The organism is Exiguobacterium sp. s128 (genome assembly GCF_018618815.1).
GTDB lineage: Bacteria > Bacillota > Bacilli > Exiguobacteriales > Exiguobacteriaceae > Exiguobacterium_A > Exiguobacterium_A antarcticum.
This window is the reverse complement of the sequence record NZ_JACSMT010000007.1, coordinates 1-19,951: the sequence shown is the minus strand read 5'-3', so window position 1 is coordinate 19,951 and position 19,951 is coordinate 1. Positions and strand designations below refer to the sequence as shown.

Genomic DNA, 19,951 nt, shown 5'->3' with positions numbered 1-19,951 from the left:
AATGCGCTCTCTATTGCCGTTTTTCGAGTACTTTCGGAAGACACATTACCTGATTTTCATCAAAAAAAGCTACCCCGCTCATCCATTGAGCGACATAGCTTTTGTCTGATTACTGTTTGTTCCGTTCTTCTTCTTGTGCTTGCTTTAATTTTCCCGGCGTAACGTCCGTTCCTTCTTCATCGACGATTTTGATACCCATCATCTGATTTTTGAATGAACCACGGAAAGCTTTCAAATACGCTGTTCGTAGTTCTTTTTGTTCTGCCGTCTCCGCATCCGTCAACGGCTCGACTTTTGATTTATTGGCTAATTCATTAATCCGGTCTAGTTGTTCTTGTGATAACATGATATCCCTCTTTCTGTTGACTCGACATCGAGCATTCAATAGTAATCTTACTGTAAAAGAGACGAAAAAAAAAAGCAAGTTTGATGCGTCGTTCGCGCATCCACCTGCTTTCTCATTCGTAAGAATTGACGACTTCTTTATATTCCAGATAACGACGGTTAACGGTGGCTTTTGAGATGTCATGCCCCATGCCTCTTAGCGTGACGGCAATATCGGCAAACGTCAGTCCTAAGTCACGTAATCGGACGATTTCTTCAATCGGTACTTCTTTTCGGCTCCGGCCTGCATTCTCACCTTGGCGATTGAGGTTCTGTTCGGGACGGAATCCATTTTCGACCGCCCGTCGCATACCACGAGCAATTTTTGCATTATGCAATTTGCGTTGGTACTCTTCGACAAGCGAGACGATCTCAAGAACCATCGCTTCGGCATCGGCCAATTTATACTCGCCGTCTGATTCCATCGTCATCAGTTGGACATGATGTTTTCGAAACGTATGCAAAATCGCAATCTTCGCATTCCCACGTCCAATTCGTGTATCGTCCGTCACAAGAACAGCGTCGACCGTTTGACGCGTCACGTAGTCAAGAACAGTTAACATCCCTTCCCGATCGACGTCATAACCACTTTCTTTTTCCGTGATGATATCCACGACTTCAAATTCTTTTGTTGCAGCGAGTCCCGACAGTTCTGATCTTTGCCGCTCAAGCGAGCTATCCTGTGCTTCTTTTTCCGTCGAGACGCGACAGTAGATTACGACTCTCATACTACTTCACACCCCTGTTCGTTCAATAACAACTTTTACAGTTTGTCACTGTTGCGCGATTGGTACAACGATTTTGTTTTTCGAAATGACATGAGTCGTCTTCAGTTCATTATTCTCAATCAACCACTCGACATATTCTTGATCCGTCATCGAACCGTCATTGTAAACTTCGGCAACTTGTTCGACTGTCGCATTTTGATCGACAGTGACAGAAGCAGTCAGGAGTTGATCGACCTTTTCGTCCGGTCGAGGTGTTAAAAGGAAAAGAATGAAAGCAAGGCTGAGCGTATAAAAAACAATGGAAAAGGCATGGGTACGAATCGTATGCATCATGATGAATCCCTCCAAATTAAAATGATTTAGAATAGATGTTCCCGGAACAATTGTTCGCATAACTCATCATAAACCAAGAACCAGTGTTCGGTCAACACAAAATGTCGAACAATTGTTTGTACGCTCATTTGTTCTATGTTATAGTGATTTTAGAAACATGTATTCTTATTATCCTTCAAAAAACCATTCCGAAAAGAGGTGGCAATTCATATGCGGAAAATGTCGAAACGACAACAAGAAATCCTTGATTATATCGTCGCTCAAGTGAAACTGAAAGGGTATCCACCTTCAGTTCGTGAAATCGGTGAAGCTGTTGGTCTTGCTTCAAGCTCAACGGTACACGGTCATTTGGATCGTCTAGAAAAACGCGGACTGATTCGCCGTGACCCGACAAAACCACGTGCGATTGAGATATTGGTTGATAAACCTGAAGATGATCACGAAGCGATCGTGCACATTCCCGTCATCGGGAAAGTAACCGCTGGATTTCCGATTACAGCAATCGAAAACATCGAAGAACATTTCCCGCTTCCGGCTCACTACGTCGGGAACGAAAACGTCTTCATGTTGACAATCGACGGTGAATCGATGATTAACGCAGGGATTCTTGACGGTGACCGTGTCATCGTACGTCAACAGAACACGGCAGAAAACGGTGAAATCGTCGTTGCTATGACCGAAGATAGCGAAGCGACAGTTAAACGGTTCTTCTTAGAAGATCAACAAGTGCGTCTCCAACCAGAAAACGATTCGATGGACCCGATGTATTTCGATAATGTCTCGATTCTTGGCAAGGTCATTGGCGTATACCGGACGATCCACTAAGTGAGGGACCAGCTCAGCTGGTCTTTTTTTATGCCTTCTGGAAACGTACATGATACGGTCAATACCGTCGCCTTGGCAGGTTACGTTGCGTATTCGGTCGCAACACAGCAGACGGATTGGTTACCTACTGCTGTCGGCATTACTGTCGGCACACTTTGGCTCTCTCCTGACTTGGACTTAAAATCGGAGCCCTATTATCGTCTCGGACCGTTTCGAGTGCTTTGGATGCCGTACGTCAAAATCATGCCGCATCGCTCGATCTGGTCACATGGTTTGATCATCGGTGATATCATCCGACTGTTATACAGTGCTGCTTTCGTCATTCCTTTGCTGTTTTTGGCGCTGTATACCAAAATCATCGCCTCGGAGACGGTCGATCTTTGGTTTGAAGCGATGCCCGCTTTCATCATCGGCATCATCGCCGCCAGTACGATACATATCGTTCTCGATCACTCTAGCAGCTTCTTTCGAACAAAAAAGAAGCGAAAAAAGCGTCGCTGAAAACCCTTCGTTCATCGTAAAAATGAACAAAGGGTTTTTTAATATCCATTTTTCATATTTTTAAACATAAATTAAGGAAATTTCATTTCCGAATTGCAATTAATTGTATTGAAAACGTTATCATTTAGATGTAGGTTTAAATGGAAAGGCCAATATTTGCTTCAATCCAAAGGGAGGGTTTTTGCATGAGTAACTTTACTAGTGAGCTGATTGGAACGATGATTCTGATTTTGCTCGGTGATGGGGTCGTTGCAGGGGTTGTCTTGAAAAAGACGAAATCTGAGAACAGCGGCTGGATCGTCATCACATTTGCTTGGGGTCTCGCCGTCATGACTGCAGTTTATGTTGCAGCCGCCAGTGGTGCCCACCTTAATCCAGCGGTCACTTTGTCGCTAGCGTTAAACTCTGATTTACCATGGGCAGATGTACCCGTCTACATCGCTGCTCAGTTAATCGGAGCCTTTATCGGTGCGGTACTCGTTTGGCTTCATTACATGAAACATTTTGAAGCGACAGATGACCAAGCTGCAAAATTAGGTGTCTTTGCAACAGGACCAGCTATCCGTCATACCGGATCAAATCTTGTTTCTGAGATTATCGGAACGTTCGTCTTGGTTTTCGGAATTCTAGCGTTTGGCGCAAACTCGTTCGCCGATGGGTTAAACCCGTTAATCGTTGGTCTACTTGTTGTCGTCATCGGTCTATCGCTTGGTGGTACGACAGGTTATGCCATCAACCCAGCTCGTGACCTCGGTCCACGGATTGCGCACGCCATCTTACCAATCAAAGGAAAAGGTTCATCGGATTGGGGTTATTCTTGGATTCCGGTCGTCGGACCATTCATCGGTGGCGCGATTGCCGTCTTCCTTCATCAAATGCTCTTTTAATTAACTGACGGATTTCAACTCACATTTCAAGGGGGATTTCAGAATGGAAAACAAGTATATCTTAGCACTCGACCAAGGTACAACAAGCTCACGCGCCATCATCTTTGATCATGATGGTCATATCGTCAACTCCGCACAACGTGAATTCAAACAATATTTCCCACAACCAGGTTGGGTCGAACATGATGCCAACGAAATTTGGGGATCCATTCTTGCTGTCATGGCGGATGCTCTCGGAACAGCGGATATCAAACCTAGTGAAATCGCAAGTATCGGAATCACGAACCAACGTGAAACGACGGTCGTCTGGAACAAAGAGACGGGTAAACCAGTCTATCACGCACTCGTCTGGCAATCTCGTCAAACATCCGGTATCTGCGATGAGTTGAATGCCCGAGGACTTAATCAAAAATTCCGTGATAAAACAGGTCTGCTGATTGATGCCTACTTCTCCGGTACGAAAGTCAAATGGATTTTAGATAATGTCGAAGGAGCGCGCGAGCAGGCTGAAAACGGTGAACTGCTGTTTGGAACGATCGATACGTGGCTCGTCTGGAAACTGTCCGGCGGAAAAACGCATATCACGGACTATACGAACGCTTCACGAACATTGATGTATAACATTTACGAACAAAAATGGGATGATGAATTACTCGAAATCCTCACGGTTCCGAAATCAATGTTGCCAGAAGTCCGTCAATCGAGTGAAGTGTACGATAACACCGTTCCATACCACTTCTTCGGTTTTGAAGTTCCCATCGCCGGTATCGCCGGTGACCAGCAAGCTGCCTTGTTTGGCCAAACGTGCTTCGAACCAGGTGAAGGAAAGAACACATACGGAACAGGTTGCTTCATGTTGATGAACACCGGTGAAAAAGCTGTTTCTTCGGACCACGGTCTGTTGACGACAATCGCTTGGGGCGTCGACGGTAAAGTCGAATATGCACTTGAAGGATCCATCTTCGTTGCCGGGTCAGCGGTTCAGTGGTTACGTGACGGGTTAAGGATGCTGAAAAACGCCAAGGATTCGGAAGGCTATGCATTGAAAGTGGATTCAACAGAAGGCGTCTATGTCGTCCCTGCGTTCGTCGGACTCGGCGCTCCTTACTGGGATAGTGATGTCCGCGGAGCGATCTTCGGCTTAACGCGCGGAACGGAAAAAGAACATTTCGTCCGGGCGACACTCGAATCACTCGCTTACCAGACACGTGACGTCTTAACGGCAATGGAAAAAGATTCGGGCATCGAGCTGAAAACGTTACGCGTCGACGGTGGTGCCGTTTCGAATGACTTCTTGATGCAGTTCCAAGCGGACATTTTAGGTGTCCCGGTCGATCGTCCAGAAATCAACGAAACGACTGCCCTCGGTGCCGCTTACCTTGCCGGCTTAGCAGTTGGTTACTGGAAAGACAAAGCAGAAATCAAAAAACAATGGAAACTTAATCGTCAGTTCAAACCAGAGATGAAAGAAGACGATCGTGAACAGCGTTATGCCGGTTGGCAAAAAGCGGTGGAAGCGACGATGGCGTTTAAACCAAGTAAAAAAGAAGTCAACGCTTAACTCGATTTTCCTGACGTTCCCCATCGGAACGTCAGGTTTTTTTAGCCTTCACGAAACAAGCGCGCTCCATCGTTCTGGAGCGCGCTTGTTTGTTATCGTAATCATTTATTCAAATTCGGACTTCAAGCCGGTGACGATTTCATCTAACGACTTGGATTGACCACTTAAGACAGCTGCTAAAAAGGCACCCTCGACAAGCGGAGCCTCGACGAACTGAACGCTCCGGTCCCCACTATATAACTCGAGGGCAAGTTCTGCGTTCATCGTCGCTGAACCGATATCCGTTAAAATCAATCCGTCATCGGTCAGCTCATTCATCGTTTCTTCGATGCGGGACGCATCGGTACCGATACTGCCGTCCGCAAGCCCGGCTGCGAGTAACACCGGTGTATCGGGCGCCATCTCGGCTAACAATTCCTTGAGTCCTGCCGCTAACTTTTCGCTGTGCGAGACCAAAATCAAGTTAATCATCGAAGCACCTCCACGATCGCACGTAACAGCAAGGCACTGGACAGGGAACCGGGATCTTGAACGCCGATCGTCGCCTCTCCAAAATACGAAGCCCGTCCTTTTGTCGCCACACGTTCTTTTGTATCGACCAACGCTTGATCGAGCGCTTGGTTTAAATCAGTTTTTTGCTCGAGCGCTTCATAAAACGGCGTCCAGATATCGACCATCGTTTTTTGCCCGAATTCCGATTTCCCACGCATTTTAATTCCGTCCGTCGCTTCTTTGAAGGCGGCTGCCAACTCATCCCCTTCCGCTTCGGTTTTTCCTTTGAAGGCTCCTGCAAACTTGACGAATGCCGTCCCATAGAGCGGTCCGGAAGCACCTCCGACCGTCTTGATCAACGTCATCCCGACCTGCTTGGATAAAGCGCCGAGATCTTCATATTCTGTCTGCGCCTCAAGTTCCTTCTGAACCGCTTGGAAGCCGCGAGACATGTTGATGCCGTGGTCACCGTCACCGATTTCCCGGTCGAGATCCGTCAGTTCATCTTTATGTTGTTCGATTTGTTTTGCTGCTTCGAGCAACGCGTCACGAAATGTTTCCGTTGATAACTTCATTGTCTGCACCTCTTCTAGTTAGAATCCAATCGCATTCGTTTTTGCATCCAAATAGCCGATCAGTTCATCGTCAACCGGGAGCAGGGTGATCGAAAAACCATGCATCTCAAGGGATGTCATATAATTGCCGACGAACGGGCGAACGATTTCGTACCCTTTGGCCTGGAGTTGTTCCGCAACATACTTATAGGTGATATACAATTCCGATACCGGCGTTCCACCCATCCCGTTCACCATCACCGCGACTTTTTTGTCTGATACTTCCGCTGTCAGTCGATCGAGTAACTCTGTGACGATTGCTTCGACGGAAGCAATCGGTTTCCGCTCAAGCCCTTTTTCTCCATGAATCCCAATTCCGATCTCCATCTCGTCTTCATGCAGATCAAAACCAGGTTTCCCGCTTTCTGGCATATAACAGGGAGATAAGGCCATCCCGATCGAACGGACACCGGCAATGACTTTTTCTGCGATCACTTTGACTTCTGCTAACGACTTGCCTTCTGCTGCCGCAGCTCCCGCAATCTTGTGGACAAAAATCGTCCCCGCGACACCCCGTCGATCTTCCTCTTTTTTGATGGCGATATCATCATTGACGATGACCGTCTCGACTTCGATGTCTTCCAGCTCGGCTAATTCTTTTGCCATATCGAAGTTCATGACGTCACCGGAATAGTTTTTGACGACAAGCAAAACCCCTTTTCCGCCGTCTGCCGCTTTGATTCCTTCTAGTACCATATCCGGTGTCGGTGAAGTGAAGACTTCTCCGCAGACTGCTGCTGCGAGCATCCCGTCTCCAATGAATCCTGCATGGGCCGGTTCATGACCGCTCCCCCCACCAGACACGAGAGCGACTTTCCCGTTCAGTGGTTCTTTTCGTTTAATGACATTAACTCCGTCGACTTTTGCATAAAGATCGGGATGTGCTAAAACGAGACCATCGACCATATCTGACACAAACCGGTTCGCATCTTGCATTAATTTATCCATCTTGAACGCTCCTTCGTCTAACGAATTTTTGCCGTACCACTTACTCTTTACCACCAATGGACACGACTTATGTCAAGGAAACATATGAAAATATTGACCAGTTTATTTCCAAGCGGTTTCGTTGATGCTATGCTGATAACACATCATAATGAGAGGGGGTACCTTACATGGCAAGTTCATTTCAAGCAGGTGTCAAAGCTTGTTTGCCTACCGTTCTAGGTTATCTCGGAATCGGTTTTTCTGCCGGTATCGTCGGACGCGCTGCCGGACTCAGCCCACTCGAAATCGGATTGATGTCGATCCTGATTTATGCCGGTGCTGCTCAATTCATCATTACAAGTCTACTGTTACTAAACAGCCCTTTTTCTGCCATCATCTTAACGACCTTCATCGTCAATTCCCGGCATCTTCTGATGAGCATGACACTTGCGCCTCGCGTCGCAAGCCGTAACCGGTTCGACCAGTTCGGAATCGGCGCCCTGCTGACGGATGAATCGTTTGCTGTCGCCATGAATACGTCACTGAAACAAACGATCGATGCCAAATTCATGCATGGGTTGAATCTGACCGCCTACTTCAGTTGGATTGCTTCGACTGTCCTAGGAGCACTCGTCGGCAGTTGGTTCCCGGATCCGGAACGGTTCGGACTGGACTTTGCCTTGACAGCAATGTTCATCGGCTTGTTGTACTTGCAGCTTGAAAGTGAACGGTCACGTGTTGCCTTGAACGGAATTTTACTGGTACTCGTTTTCTTGTTGTTATACATATCGATGCGCTACCTCTCACCGGAACTTGCTGTTTTGTTTGCGACGATGGTAGCCGCCAGCATAGGAGTAGTGATCTCACGATGGACATCCACTTAGAGCTTTTAATCCTGTTCGCCGCCTGTGGTCTTGTCACATTGATTCCACGAATTTTGCCGTTTCTGCTGATGCATGGATTGACGTTGCCCCGCCTGTTGACCGAGTGGTTGTCGTTCATCCCGATTTGCCTGCTCAGTGCTTTGTTTTTTCAAAACTTGTTGCTTGCTCAAAGCGATGATTATCCAACGCTGTCTTCTCTTCATCTCGCAGCATCAGTACCGACAGTCCTTGTCGCACTGACCAGCAAAAGTCTTTCCTTCACGGTCATTACCGGAGTCATGTCGATGGCGCTGATCCGCTTTTTCCTGTAGGAGTAGAAGCGAACGATACTTTTTAAACAAGACGAGGGCAGTGGATGTAAACCCACTGCCCTCGTCTTTCTATAAATGAACATTCGTATCAATTTCTTTATTGAGCCGATACATCCGCATAATCCGGCGTCTGCTCAAATTCCCGTTTCGCAAATGGACAAAGCGGCAACAGCTTGACGTTTTCTTCCCGCGCCCATTCGACAATCGCTTTGACCAGTTGTTCACCAATCTGTTGATTCCGGTGCTTCGGATCAACATACGTGTGGTCAATGATCCATTTACCGCCTTTTGTATCACTGTATGTGATCTCTCCGACAGCTTGATTGTCGAGATAGGCTTCAATCTTTTGATCTCCTCGTTTCAATTCCATTAAGCTTCCCTCCGTTCGTAAGATAAGGCCCCGCTCGGACATCCGTCGACGACCCGCATGACGTCTTCGACCGGTGCTCCGTCCGCTTCAATCCATGGACGTTTTTTGACATCAAAGACGGTCGGCAGATTCTTCACACAGTGACCGGAATGGATACAGACTTCAGCATCAAAATAGACCGTGATCTCTTTTCCTTCATACGCCTTTTTCATTTAAAACGCCTCCTTGGTACAGAATTCGTTGTCCAAGACCAGATTTCCTCTACAAAAAAACGCCCGAACCAAGTTCGGACGTTCCAAGAGATTAGAACAAGACCATGTACTGATCGCGTTCCCATTCCGTGACTTGCGTCCGGAACATATCCCATTCGATTTCTTTGAGTTCCACGAAGTGCTCTGCGATGTGCTCGCCAAGTGCGTTCATGACGACGTCATCCGCTTTCAGAACTTCAAGTGCGTGGCTGAGCGTTGACGGAAGATCGTCAATGCCGTTTGCGACACGTTCTGGTTTGTCCATCACATAGATGTTACGGTCGATTGGTTCAGGTGCTTTCAGGTTGTTTTTAATACCGTCAAGACCTGAAGCGAGCAATGTCGCGAGTGCCAAGTACGGGTTTGCTGCCGGGTCAACCGAACGGACTTCGATCCGTGTTGAGAGACCACGTGCTGCCGGTACGCGGACGAGTGGTGAACGGTTACGGGCTGACCACGCGACGTAGCAAGGTGCTTCGTAACCCGGAACGAGACGTTTGTACGAGTTGACTGTCGGGTTACAGACTGCTGTGAAGGCACGGGCGTGCTTCAAGATACCTGCTGTGAAAGCACGGGCATCGTCAGACAGTTGCATGTTGCTGTTTCCTTCATCGAAGAAGACGTTTTCGTTTCCTTTGAAGAGGGACATGTTGGCATGCATCCCTGAACCGTTGACACCGTAAAGTGGTTTCGGCATGAATGTTGCGTGAAGGTTATGTTTCGCTGCAATCGTCTTAACGACGAGCTTAAACGTTTGGATGTTATCCGCAGTCGTGATCGCATCGGCATATTTGAAGTCAATCTCATGTTGTCCCGGTGCGACTTCATGGTGAGATGCTTCGATTTCAAAGCCCATGTTCTCAAGTTCGATAACGATTTCCTTACGGCAGTTTTCGCCGAGATCGACCGGTGCGAGGTCGAAGTAACCACCTTGGTCGTTTAATTCAAGCGTCGGGCGACCGTTTGCATCCTTCTTGAACAAGAAGAATTCCGGCTCAGGACCAACGTTGAATGAAGAGAAACCAAGCTCTTCCATTTCTTTAAGTACCCGTTTGAGTTGACCACGCGGATCTCCTGCAAACGGCGTGCCATCCGGATTATAGATGTCACAGATGAGACGTGCGACTTTACCCGTTCCGTCTTCTGTCCATGGGAAGACAACCCATGTGTTGAGGTCTGGGAAGAGATACATATCTGATTCTTCAATCCGGACGAATCCTTCGATTGACGAACCATCGAACATCATTTTATTATCAAGTGCTTTTTCCAATTGACTGACTGGAATTTCAACGTTCTTGATCGTACCGAGGATATCTGTGAACTGTAAACGAATAAAACGTACATCCTCAGCTTTAGCGATTTTCATAATGTCTTCTCGTGTAATGTTGCGACGTGTCATGTGACAAATCCCCTCTCCGGTTCTTTTTTATATGGTAACAGGCACTTACTTGAAAAAGCGTCCGAGCTCACCTTGGATGAGTGACGTTTTTCCATGTCGCCCTGCTTCCTTCAATTCATTTTTCAGGAGTTTATATAGTTCGCCATCAGATAATTCCGGACGCGTCTTAACGACGGTTTCCGCAACACGTTCCCGTTTGACGAGATCATTATCAAAAATCATTTTGATCCCTGCGATATTTAGTCCCTGATCCAAATATTCCTTGATCGACAGCAAACGATCGACATCGTTAAACGAATAGAGGCGACGTTTCGTCTCTGTCCGCTCCGGCTTGATCAATCCCTGTTCTTCATAATATCGGATTTGTCGGGCAGATAACGCGGTCAACTCTTGAACGACTCCGATGGGAAATAGTGGCTTGGACTGTCGTGATAAGTCTGCCATTTCGTTCCTCCTTTTTCCTTACTTCATGAGAATAAACCTCTGTAAGGCAAGTTGTCAAGAGATGTAAGGAAAGTTAACATGACTTTCTTACAAGTCAGACGACTTGGGGTAACAGAGGTATTTTCACATCAAGCCCTTATTTTAAACCTGTTGCGTTTGAATCAATTGTTGTTCCATCAGTTGATTGACGGCCGAGACGATGGCAATCTTGACGTGGCTGTAAGTCAATCCACCTTGGACATATGCCGTATACGGCGCCCGGATCGGACCGTCTGCTGATAACTCGATCGATGAACCTTGAATGAACGTCCCCGCTGCCATGATGACATCATCCGCGTATCCCGGCATATAATCAGGAATCGGCAAGGCGTGGGCATTGACCGGTGATGCCGCCTGAATCGCCTGACAAAAAGCAATCATCGGCTCCGGTGCATGGAAGGAAACCGATTGAATCAAATCTGTCCGTTCAGCGGCGTAATGCGGTGCCGTCTCAAATCCAAACTGTTCCATCATGCTTGAGGTGAACATCGCCCCCATCAATGCCTGACTGACCGTATGCGGTGCCATGAAGAACCCTTGATACATGTCTTGAAGCGAATAAAGCGATGGACCGGCTTCCGCACCGATACCAGGTGTCGTCATTCGGAACGACGCCCGTTCGATCAAATCGCGGCGACCGACGAGGTACCCGCCGGTCTTCGCGAGACCACCACCCGGATTTTTAATCAACGAACCTGCCATGATATCGGCACCGACGTGGGTCGGTTCAATCGTCTCGACGAATTCGCCGTAACAATTGTCGACGAAGACGATGACATGGGGATGCTGTGCTTTGATCGCTGCGATGGCTTGACCAATCTCTGCGACCGGCAGACTCCGGCGTGTCGCATACCCTTTTGAACGCTGGATGCCGACGACCTTCGTCTTGTCCGTGATCCGGGCGAGGACGGCCTCAAGATCAATCGTCTCTGCCTGTTTCATCTCGACGACGTCATAGGTCACACCGAGTTCCTTTAACGACCCACGACCGTCTCCCCGGATCCCGACGATTTCTTCTAACGTATCGTATGGTTTCCCCGTGATATAAAGTAGTTCGTCGCCCGGCAACAAGAGACCGAATAACGCAATCCCGATTGCATGGGTGCCGCTGATGATTTGTGCCCGACACAGCCCGGCTTCCGCCCCAAAGACTGATGCATAGATCCGTTCGAGATTGTCGCGCCCTTCATCGTTGTAGCCATAACCGGTCGACGGCATGAAGTGGAAATCACTGACTTTATGCTGACGAAACGCGTTTAAGACGCGGAACTGATTCTGTTCCGCGACTTGTTGCGCCTGTTTGATTCCTGGTGCGATTTTTTCTTCCGCCCGTTCGACGAACGGACGAATCGTTTCATAATACGTTAACTCCGAAAACATGATTAGATTACACCTCGTATTTTTTCAATGTCGAGTACAGTCGTGTGTCTTTACGTAAAAATCCTTTTAAGACCACGGACCCGTCCTCTTCATACTCTTCTTTTAAATTCATCATCACTTCTTTTGCCGGATTGTAATGGACAAACGCCTCGACCGGGATCCGGATCTCGAGGTATTCGAGAATCTCACTGATTGCTTTTTCGATTTCGACCGTCAGACGTTCGATATCTGCCGGATCCAGTGCTGAAATCAATAATTTCCCACCTGTGAACAAGTCCGTCAACCGGTCTTTTTTATTAAAGACCTCGAGTTGCGGAATGTCACCGGCACCGAGCTCATCCAGGACATCGTTTGTCGTCTGCATCTGATTGAGATAATGTTCACTTGACGCATCGATGACATGGATGATCAAGTCCGCTTCGAGGACTTCTTCAAGTGTCGAACGGAATGCAGCAATCAGTTTCGTCGGCAGATCTTGAATGAATCCGACGGTATCCGTCAGAAGAATCTGACCGCCTTCCGGCAAATCAAACTGACGTGTCAACGGATCAAGCGTCGCGAACAATTCGTTTTTCTCGTATGTGTCAGCATTGGTCAACCGATTGAAAATCGTTGACTTCCCGGCATTCGTATACCCGACGAGCGCGATTTGGAACGTCTGGTTTTCCTTCCGGCGTTCCCGGTAACGGGCGCGGTGGGCGACCGATGTTTCGAGTTGTTTCTTGATTTCGTCGACACGACGACGGATGTGCCGGCGGTCGGTCTCAAGTTTCGATTCACCGGGACCACGTGTCCCGATTCCTCCACCGAGTCGCGATAACTGGGTCCCTTGTCCACTCAGACGGGGTAACAAGTAACTCATTTGGGCGAGCTCGACTTGTAATTTCCCTTCCCGAGACTGGGCGCGACCAGCGAAGATATCTAAGATCAGCTGCGTCCGGTCAATCAGTTTGATCGATTCCGGATCTTCGAGCGCAATCCGGATATTTTTCATCTGTCCCGGTGTGACTTCAGCATTAAAAATGATTAAATCCGGTTCGAGTTCCTCTGCTAACGCAACAAGTTCCTCGACCTTCCCTTTTCCGATAAACGTACGGCGATCGATCGATTGACGTTTCTGATCGAGTCGTCCTACCACGACGGCGTGCGCAGTCGTAACGAGTGCTTCAAGCTCCGCGACCGATTCTGCATAGATATGATCTGGTACACCGGGGAGCTGACAACCGACGACGATGACGCGTTCTGACATAAAATCATTCCTTTCAAAATAAAGACATTCTGCGCCCCTAATCATACCACATGCACCCTATCGTCTGAACTTTTTTGGACAGGAAACATTCGTTCGGTTTATGATGAAAGAAAGTCATCCTACAGGAGGTCCGTTATGGCACGAGAACGACTCGACTACACCTTGCCGGAATTCATCGAACGGTATTTATTTTTTCTGAGCGCGAGCGGCAGACAAGACTCGACGATCCGTCGTTACCGCTACGATTTGATTGAAATTCACCGGTACATGACGGAAGTCGATCAACCGCTCGAGACGATCGACGACTTCAAGGCGATTCCGCTTGAGACGTGGAAAACGTTCATCAATGAGTACTTGATCGAAGAAAAACTGTATCAGCAGGCGACCGTCGCCCGAATTGTCAGCGTCCTCAACCAAGTCAACTATCAAATCCGTCAGACGAAGACAAAGCTGATCGAGTACGCCCAACCGTCCCACGAATTGACACCGGGACACGTCGCCTCGCTGGCTGAATACGAACAACTAATCCGGACGAACCGGTCCGACCGGGGATTGACCGATCACCAACTCGTCGCAAGGCCTTACTTGATTGACCGGAACGAGTTGATTTTACGCCTCTTCTACCGCTACGGCCTCCGGGTTCATCACATCATCGGTCTGAAGATGCAGGACTTGAATTTCGCGCAACGTGAAATGACCGTCCACGACCGGCTCGGCAATGCATACCTCCTGTACCTGGAGCGTGACGATCAGGATCTGATGCTCGCGTATTTAAAGACGATTCCGGAACCGGTCCGTCCGCGGTATCATTCGGCCGATCCGTTTTTCGTCGCCTTTGATTTCTCACGGATGACGTTTCGCTGGGTCTACAGCAAAAATGCCCCGAAACAATTGTCGATCGTCATGATCACGAAGATGATGCGCCAGTTAAATGAACGCTCGGACAACAAACGGATCATCACCCCGTCGATGTTACGCAACAGCTTTATTCTCGGGACCTATTTGGAAGAGTTAACAAAAGAAGAACGCTTGACGAAGACGTGCCTCTATAAAGACGTCTCACTGAGACGGTATGCCGACGCGTTTGACGAATTAAAAGAGTTACTCTAACAAAAAAAAGGAACAACGCCGCAGCGTTGTTCCGTCGAGTAGACGGCCCCCCGGCCGTCTTTTTTTAACGTGTGACTTCTTCCGTTTCCGTCTCTTGTTCATACAACGTCACGTTGCGTGCCGGTGCAAATGTCGAGATGGCATGTTTGTAAATCAATTGTTGTTTGCCTTCCGATTCCAAAATGACGGTAAAGTTATCAAACGATTTGACCAATCCCCGTAACTGATACCCACTGATTAAAAACACTGTCGTTGGAACCGAATCTTTTCGTAATTGATTTAAAAAATAGTCTTGAATGTTATACGTCGCTTTCATAAGACCCCGTGCCCCCTCTATTTTATCTGTTTTTCTCTTCAGGCTACTCCGATTTAACCGCTTTCAGAAACCCTACTGTTCTATCATAGATAATTTTGAAGTTTTCTTCAAATGAAAGCCTTCCCATTTCAATCCAAATGCCGTCAAATTGATGCCGGAACCAGGTTAATTGCCGTTTTGCGAACCGTCGTGTATTTCGTTTAAGCAAATCGACAGCCGGTTCGAGTGGCGCTCCTTCTAAAACGGGCATCATTTCCTTGTAGCCGATCGCCTGCATCGCTTTTGTCTCACCGTAACCTGAAGCAACCAACTGATTGACTTCTTTGACCAGTCCTTGTTCGACCATCAAGTCGACCCGTTGATCGATCCGCGCATACAACTGCTCCCGGTCATCCATATGTAAGACAAACAACAAGCTCTCATAAAGACTCGGTTCACTGCCGGAGACTTGCGTTTGCCCGCTCATGGCGACTTCAATCGCCCGGACGACCCGTTGGATATTGTTCGGGTGGATCGCTTCCGCCCGCTCTGCATCAAGCTGCCGCAAGCGATCATGGAGCGCCTGCGCTCCTTCGATTTGCGCAAACTGTTCTAATTCCTGCCGTAACGCTTTATCTTCTGCCTGGACAGTAAATTGATAATCATACAAAATCGCCCGGATATAGAGCCCCGTGCCACCGACGATGATCGGTAACTTGCCTTTTGCCGCAATCTGATCGATTGCCGCTCGGGCCAACGTCTGAAAACGCGCGACACTCATCTCGTCGTCCGGATCAACCAGATCGAGCAAATGATGCGGAATTCCTTCCATTTCTTCGTGCGTCACCTTCGCTGACCCGATGTCCATCTGTTTGTAGACTTGAACGGAGTCACCTGAAATGATTTCGCCGTTTAATTTTTTCGCTAATTCAATGCCTGTCTTAGTTTTTCCGACGGCGGTCGGTCCAACGATGACAATGACGGGTTGTTTACTCATGAAATCACCATTCCTAGCTTATACGTGTTTGTAGTCAGTGTATCATATCTGCCTAAATCACAGACACGACAAAAAAACCGTCTCCTGTAAAGAAGACGGTTCGATGAGTTCTATTACACGCGGCGAATGAAGTCATCGTATACCGCACTAAACACACACCATCCACAAATGACTAAACCTGTCAGCATAATTCCCCAATCCGCCATTTTTGGCACCTCCTCTGTTGTCTTTAGATACCTTTTGACAATTCTTTGACTTCGTAAACCCTTTCAAGCAGGTTTGACACCAATTACTGGAATCGCTATGATAAAAGTACGATTGTTACGTAGCGCAGAAGCTGACCTGCATCAGCTTCTCTAAGAAGGATTCCCTTCTTGATTCCAGGCATATGCTTGACATATGCCAAAAAGCCCCTTTTCCATACCGGAGAAGGGGCTTTCTTGTCGTGTGTCAGTACATATCTTTTTGCGTGAAGTTCCAGAAGGCGACAATCAACGCCCCAACCGTCCAACAAAGTAAGACGGCGAGAGAGAACGGCAACGTCATCCCTTCAATCGGTGGCGCTTGTCCATCGAGGTAGTTGATTAAACCGAAGTTGACGTTGACGAGGTACTTCGAACTCGTCCAACTTGAACCAAGTGTCGTCAACAGCGTCCCTGAAATCAAGACTGCCATCATGATTCCGATACCGGTCGCAGTGTTTTTGACGAGTACGGAGACCATCAAGGCGATCGTCGCGACGACTGCCGTGACGATCCAGGCGAGTCCCACAGCCATCAACAAGTATTCCCACATCGGAATCGTATGCACGAATTCGGTCGAAAACGTTCCGCTTGGCGAGGCCTGGAAACCGGTCAGAATCGGCGCGGTCCATCCGTCATATCCGAGGACGATACCGGAAATCGCATAACAGACGGCGGCAGTCAGCGCCATCAGCATTGACGTATACAACAGCGTCGTCAGCCATTTCGCCATCAAAATTTTCCAACGTCTAACAGGACGGGACAGCAAGGTTTTAATCGTCCCATCATTTTGTTCCCCGCTGACGATGTCCGCCATGATGACGATGATGAAGAGCGGCAGAATCAGGGTCAATCCTTGGGAGAAGAAAATCCGGATGAAGGTCGGTGCTCCCGGATAGTTCGGATTGATGTCATTATCGAGATAGTACTGATTTTGTTTTAAGTCAAACTCCAGAAACTGTCGAAATTCATCTTGGATACTGCTTGAAGCTAACCGGTTTTGCGTGTCGACGATATCTTGTTGCAGTTCGACCCGCCAGTCGAGTGTCCCCTGTTTCTTGATCTGTTCTTGAATGTCCCGGTACTGGGCATACGTAAACATCGAGACAAGGACTACTAAAATAATGGCAACGACGGCAAACCGTTTTTTGGAAGCAATCTTCATCACTTCGTTTTGAACCAATCCAATCATGTTCGGGTTACGCAATATGATCTCCTCCTGTTAATGTAATGAAGAGATCTTCCAGCGTCTGGACTTTTCGTTCAATCGTCCAGACTTCTACACCTGCTTCAAACAATTGTTTATTGAGCGATGGTGTCTTACTGGCATCCATCAAGGTATGAACGGTGTTGGCATCAACGATTTCCGAGACTTGGACGTCAGGAGACGCCGACAAAATCTCGTTTGCCTTGAACGCATCATCGACACGCCAATCGACTCCCGGTGCCAGTGACTCGACCAATTCCTTGACTGTCCCGACTTGAACGATTTTCCCGTAACTCATGATCGCGACACGATCCGCAAGCATTTCGATTTCGGCCAGGATATGGCTCGACACCAAAACGGACAAACCGGTCTCGTCAACTAATTTCCGAATGAATTGACGTAAATCCCGGATTCCCATCGGATCGAGTCCATTGGTCGGTTCGTCCAGAATCAAGACATCCGGGCGACCGAGCAAAGCTTGTGCAATCCCAAGACGTTGGCGCATCCCAAGGGAATACGTCCGGACCTGATCGTCCACCCGTGCCGTCAAGTCGACCAAATCAATGACTTCCTGAATCCGCGCCTCGTCGACGTCCGGCAACATCCGTGAGAAGACCTGCAGATTTTCGCGTCCTGTCAAATATTTATACAGCTCTGGGTTTTCAACAATCGAGCCGATTCGTTGCATCGCTTGGACAAATTGTTTGCGGACATCAAAGTCACAAACCGTGATCTTGCCTGATGTCGGTTTGATCAGACCAACAAGCATCCGGATCGTCGTCGTCTTTCCGGCACCATTGGGTCCGAGGAATCCGAACACTTCACCGGGGAAGATTTCGAACGAAATGTTATCAATGATCGTTTTTTTTCCAATGACTTTTGTGACTGATTCTAATTTTACAGTTGGTTTCACGTCTCTCACCTCTTAGTATCCATTCTAGCGGAATAATGAATGATTTACCTTATCGAAACACTTCAAAACCGCACATTCCGAAAAGTTTTGCTACAATCATAGTAACAGCAAAAGGAGGAACGGTTCATGAAACGATATGTTTGGCCACTTTTTTTAGTAGTTTCTCTTATTCTAACGGCAGTCTTCGGGTACGGTTTCGCGAGTGCCTATAACGATGTCGTCAATCCACCCAAACGGGCCGTCTTGACTCCGACAAAGGAAGAACCGGTCAAAAAAGGCGGGACATATGTCGCGCTTGGTGATTCCCTGACGCGCGGTGTCGGTGCTTCAAACGGAAACAGCTACGCTGCGATCGTCGGGCGGGAACTCGTCAAAAACGACCGTGTCGAACGTTTCCAAAATCTAGCCGTCAGCGGTGCCCGGACGGAAGATCTCTTAAAACAACTGGAACAAAAAGAAGTCCGTCGTACGTTGTCCCAAGCAAAAGTCATCTCGGTGACGATTGGCGGAAACGATTTGTTTAACCGGGGTGAAGGTGTCGCAAACTTTGATGCCAAAAAAACCGCAGCTACGATTGAAAAGGCTCAAGACAACCTGACGAAAACATTCAGCATCTTACGCGAAGAAAATCCGGACGCCGTCATTTTCTATGTCGGACTCTATAACCCGTTCCGCGCGAACGAAAATGGAGCTGCCTTTGACAGCATCGTTCAAGAATGGAACGCTAAATCACGGACACTCGGTATCAAACATGACATCGAAGTCATCGATACGTTCAATCTCGTGCGGGACGTCAAACGTGATCTTTCAAGCGACCAGTTCCACCCGAACGACGCGACGTATGAAGACATCTCCAACGCAGCAATTTTGGCTGTCGAAAAACGTTTCTAAGAAAATAGCATCACAGAAAAATCCGAACGTTCCTGGGCTTTCACACGCAGGAATCGTTCGGATTTTTTAAAAGTGATTTACTTCAACCGTTTTGCAAAAGCAATCAAAACCCATTGAAGTGGAAGACGGGCCCACAGTCCCCAAGCAGGCAAGTTTTTCCCATTGATGGGTTTCGGGTTGACCGCCATGTTGATGTTGGCCGGTAAGACGGCATATAAAAAAGCAGGTAACGTCTTACGAACGATATCAACGCCTCGACCCGACAGCAACATCAGACCATACAATACTTCGATGACCCCGGTCAGCTGGACGAAAAAACGTTTGAACGGGATGAAAGCGGGCATAATCTTAACAAATCCCTTTTCGTTTCGAAAATGACCGATCCCGGCAAACAGTAAGCCGCCACCATACAGCACGCGCAGTACATACTTCATCTGAACATCTCCCTTTGTGACTAAGTGTGTTACTTAAGTACGAAACACACTCAGTGTACCGAACTCCCTCTTTTCCCTCAACTGTTTGAGATTGTCGACGAATTGTGGGGAATGATGAGGCATTTCGGAAAAACGACCGCAATTCCATTTCCTTGAATTAAATCTGATACATTACATATAGATAAAAACAACACTGGCTCATCACCATAAGGTGTGGTTGACACATAAAATCCATCGGATTTTAAATCGAACATAGAAAAAAAGCGAAAACCCCGGTATCGTA

At 47.8% G+C, this 19,951-nt stretch carries 25 protein-coding genes; 8 read left to right on the top strand and 17 right to left on the bottom strand.

The window, feature by feature from the left end; genetic code table 11:
• Positions 1-109: 109 nt before the first annotated feature.
• The 3 genes from KNQ13_RS04620 to yneA form a co-directional block, all read right to left on the bottom strand.
• Positions 110-346, bottom strand: coding sequence for a DUF896 domain-containing protein (locus tag KNQ13_RS04620; protein ID WP_014970074.1), 237 nt, complete (start codon positions 344-346; stop codon positions 110-112).
• A 112-nt stretch (positions 347-458) separates the two neighbouring features.
• Positions 459-1,112 (bottom strand): YneB family resolvase-like protein, encoded by a 654-nt coding sequence (locus tag KNQ13_RS04615; RefSeq protein WP_014970073.1) that lies wholly within the window; start codon positions 1,110-1,112, stop codon positions 459-461.
• 45 nt (positions 1,113-1,157) lie between these two features.
• Positions 1,158-1,445 carry a cell division suppressor protein YneA gene (yneA, locus tag KNQ13_RS04610; RefSeq protein ID WP_014970072.1) on the bottom strand — a complete coding sequence of 96 codons (288 nt, stop codon included), beginning with the start codon at positions 1,443-1,445 and terminating at the stop codon, positions 1,158-1,160.
• A gap of 210 nt (positions 1,446-1,655) precedes the next feature.
• Here yneA and lexA point away from each other — a divergent pair, with 210 nt between their 5' ends.
• The 4 genes from lexA (at position 1,656) to glpK (ending at position 5,219) form a co-directional block, all read left to right on the top strand.
• On the top strand, positions 1,656-2,270 hold the full coding sequence (lexA, locus tag KNQ13_RS04605; protein WP_014970071.1) for a transcriptional repressor LexA: 615 nt from the start codon (positions 1,656-1,658) through the stop codon (positions 2,268-2,270).
• A gap of 30 nt (positions 2,271-2,300) precedes the next feature.
• Positions 2,301-2,771 carry a metal-binding protein gene (locus KNQ13_RS04600; protein ID WP_014970070.1) on the top strand — a complete coding sequence of 157 codons (471 nt, stop codon included), beginning with the start codon at positions 2,301-2,303 and terminating at the stop codon, positions 2,769-2,771.
• Positions 2,772-2,956: 185 nt separating this feature from the next.
• Positions 2,957-3,658 (top strand): MIP/aquaporin family protein, encoded by a 702-nt coding sequence (locus KNQ13_RS04595; RefSeq protein ID WP_014970069.1) that lies wholly within the window; start codon positions 2,957-2,959, stop codon positions 3,656-3,658.
• A gap of 43 nt (positions 3,659-3,701) precedes the next feature.
• Positions 3,702-5,219, top strand: a complete 1,518-nt coding sequence (gene glpK / locus KNQ13_RS04590; RefSeq protein ID WP_026831158.1) for a glycerol kinase GlpK — start codon at positions 3,702-3,704, stop codon at positions 5,217-5,219.
• Positions 5,220-5,324: 105 nt separating this feature from the next.
• Here glpK and dhaM read toward each other — a convergent pair whose 3' ends face one another.
• The 3 genes from dhaM to dhaK are packed head-to-tail and all read right to left on the bottom strand — an operon-like array spanning position 5,325 to position 7,273.
• Positions 5,325-5,690, bottom strand: a complete 366-nt coding sequence (gene dhaM / locus KNQ13_RS04585) for a dihydroxyacetone kinase phosphoryl donor subunit DhaM (protein ID WP_014970067.1) — start codon at positions 5,688-5,690, stop codon at positions 5,325-5,327.
• On the bottom strand, positions 5,687-6,286 hold the full coding sequence (gene dhaL / locus KNQ13_RS04580) for a dihydroxyacetone kinase subunit DhaL (RefSeq protein WP_026831157.1): 600 nt from the start codon (positions 6,284-6,286) through the stop codon (positions 5,687-5,689). Before dhaL ends, dhaM begins: the two co-directional genes overlap by 4 nt.
• Positions 6,287-6,304: 18 nt before the next feature.
• Entirely contained in the window at positions 6,305-7,273 is a 969-nt protein-coding gene (gene dhaK, locus KNQ13_RS04575) for a dihydroxyacetone kinase subunit DhaK (protein ID WP_014970065.1), read from the bottom strand.
• A 167-nt stretch (positions 7,274-7,440) separates the two neighbouring features.
• Between dhaK and KNQ13_RS04570 the strand changes: the two genes are divergently transcribed.
• Entirely contained in the window at positions 7,441-8,136 is a 696-nt protein-coding gene (locus KNQ13_RS04570; protein WP_026831156.1) for an AzlC family ABC transporter permease, read from the top strand.
• Positions 8,121-8,447: an AzlD domain-containing protein gene (locus tag KNQ13_RS04565; RefSeq protein WP_026831155.1), complete on the top strand. Its 327-nt coding sequence runs from the start codon at positions 8,121-8,123 to the stop codon at positions 8,445-8,447. The genes KNQ13_RS04570 and KNQ13_RS04565 overlap by 16 nt, the downstream gene beginning before the upstream one ends.
• 97 nt (positions 8,448-8,544) lie before the next feature.
• Here the strand turns inward: KNQ13_RS04565 and KNQ13_RS04560 are convergent, their stop codons facing one another.
• From KNQ13_RS04560 to hflX, 6 genes are all read right to left on the bottom strand, one after another.
• Entirely contained in the window at positions 8,545-8,817 is a 273-nt protein-coding gene (locus KNQ13_RS04560) for a GNAT family N-acetyltransferase (protein WP_026831154.1), read from the bottom strand.
• Positions 8,817-9,029, bottom strand: a complete 213-nt coding sequence (locus KNQ13_RS04555; RefSeq protein ID WP_026831153.1) for a (4Fe-4S)-binding protein — start codon at positions 9,027-9,029, stop codon at positions 8,817-8,819. Before KNQ13_RS04555 ends, KNQ13_RS04560 begins: the two co-directional genes overlap by 1 nt.
• Positions 9,030-9,120: 91 nt before the next feature.
• Entirely contained in the window at positions 9,121-10,467 is a 1,347-nt protein-coding gene (gene glnA, locus KNQ13_RS04550) for a type I glutamate--ammonia ligase (protein ID WP_026831152.1), read from the bottom strand.
• Between the two features lie 45 nt (positions 10,468-10,512).
• Positions 10,513-10,911, bottom strand: a complete 399-nt coding sequence (locus KNQ13_RS04545; RefSeq protein ID WP_014970060.1) for a MerR family transcriptional regulator — start codon at positions 10,909-10,911, stop codon at positions 10,513-10,515.
• Between the two features lie 141 nt (positions 10,912-11,052).
• Positions 11,053-12,330: a methionine gamma-lyase family protein gene (locus tag KNQ13_RS04540; protein ID WP_014970059.1), complete on the bottom strand. Its 1,278-nt coding sequence runs from the start codon at positions 12,328-12,330 to the stop codon at positions 11,053-11,055.
• A gap of 7 nt (positions 12,331-12,337) precedes the next feature.
• Complete coding sequence (gene hflX / locus KNQ13_RS04535) at positions 12,338-13,579, bottom strand: GTPase HflX (protein ID WP_026831151.1); 1,242 nt, start codon at positions 13,577-13,579, stop codon at positions 12,338-12,340.
• 135 nt (positions 13,580-13,714) lie between these two features.
• On the opposite strand from hflX, the gene KNQ13_RS04530 reads away from it, so the two are divergent.
• Entirely contained in the window at positions 13,715-14,689 is a 975-nt protein-coding gene (locus tag KNQ13_RS04530) for a tyrosine-type recombinase/integrase (protein WP_026831150.1), read from the top strand.
• 64 nt (positions 14,690-14,753) lie between these two features.
• Here KNQ13_RS04530 and hfq read toward each other — a convergent pair whose 3' ends face one another.
• The 4 genes from hfq to KNQ13_RS04510 all read right to left on the bottom strand — a co-directional run bounded on the left by hfq (position 14,754) and on the right by KNQ13_RS04510 (position 18,343).
• Complete coding sequence (hfq, locus tag KNQ13_RS04525; RefSeq protein ID WP_014970056.1) at positions 14,754-15,005, bottom strand: RNA chaperone Hfq; 252 nt, start codon at positions 15,003-15,005, stop codon at positions 14,754-14,756.
• Between the two features lie 43 nt (positions 15,006-15,048).
• A complete protein-coding gene (miaA, locus tag KNQ13_RS04520; RefSeq protein ID WP_026831149.1) occupies positions 15,049-15,981 on the bottom strand; it encodes a tRNA (adenosine(37)-N6)-dimethylallyltransferase MiaA in 933 nt (310 codons plus the stop codon).
• A gap of 450 nt (positions 15,982-16,431) precedes the next feature.
• On the bottom strand, positions 16,432-17,430 hold the full coding sequence (locus KNQ13_RS04515) for an ABC transporter permease (protein WP_014970054.1): 999 nt from the start codon (positions 17,428-17,430) through the stop codon (positions 16,432-16,434).
• Complete coding sequence (locus tag KNQ13_RS04510; protein ID WP_026831147.1) at positions 17,423-18,343, bottom strand: ABC transporter ATP-binding protein; 921 nt, start codon at positions 18,341-18,343, stop codon at positions 17,423-17,425. Before KNQ13_RS04510 ends, KNQ13_RS04515 begins: the two co-directional genes overlap by 8 nt.
• Positions 18,344-18,469: 126 nt before the next feature.
• Between KNQ13_RS04510 and KNQ13_RS04505 the strand changes: the two genes are divergently transcribed.
• Positions 18,470-19,234, top strand: coding sequence for an SGNH/GDSL hydrolase family protein (locus tag KNQ13_RS04505; RefSeq protein ID WP_026831146.1), 765 nt, complete (start codon positions 18,470-18,472; stop codon positions 19,232-19,234).
• 77 nt (positions 19,235-19,311) lie between these two features.
• Here the strand turns inward: KNQ13_RS04505 and KNQ13_RS04500 are convergent, their stop codons facing one another.
• Positions 19,312-19,668 (bottom strand): DoxX family protein, encoded by a 357-nt coding sequence (locus KNQ13_RS04500; RefSeq protein ID WP_026831145.1) that lies wholly within the window; start codon positions 19,666-19,668, stop codon positions 19,312-19,314.
• Between the last annotated feature and the right edge of the window lie 283 nt (positions 19,669-19,951).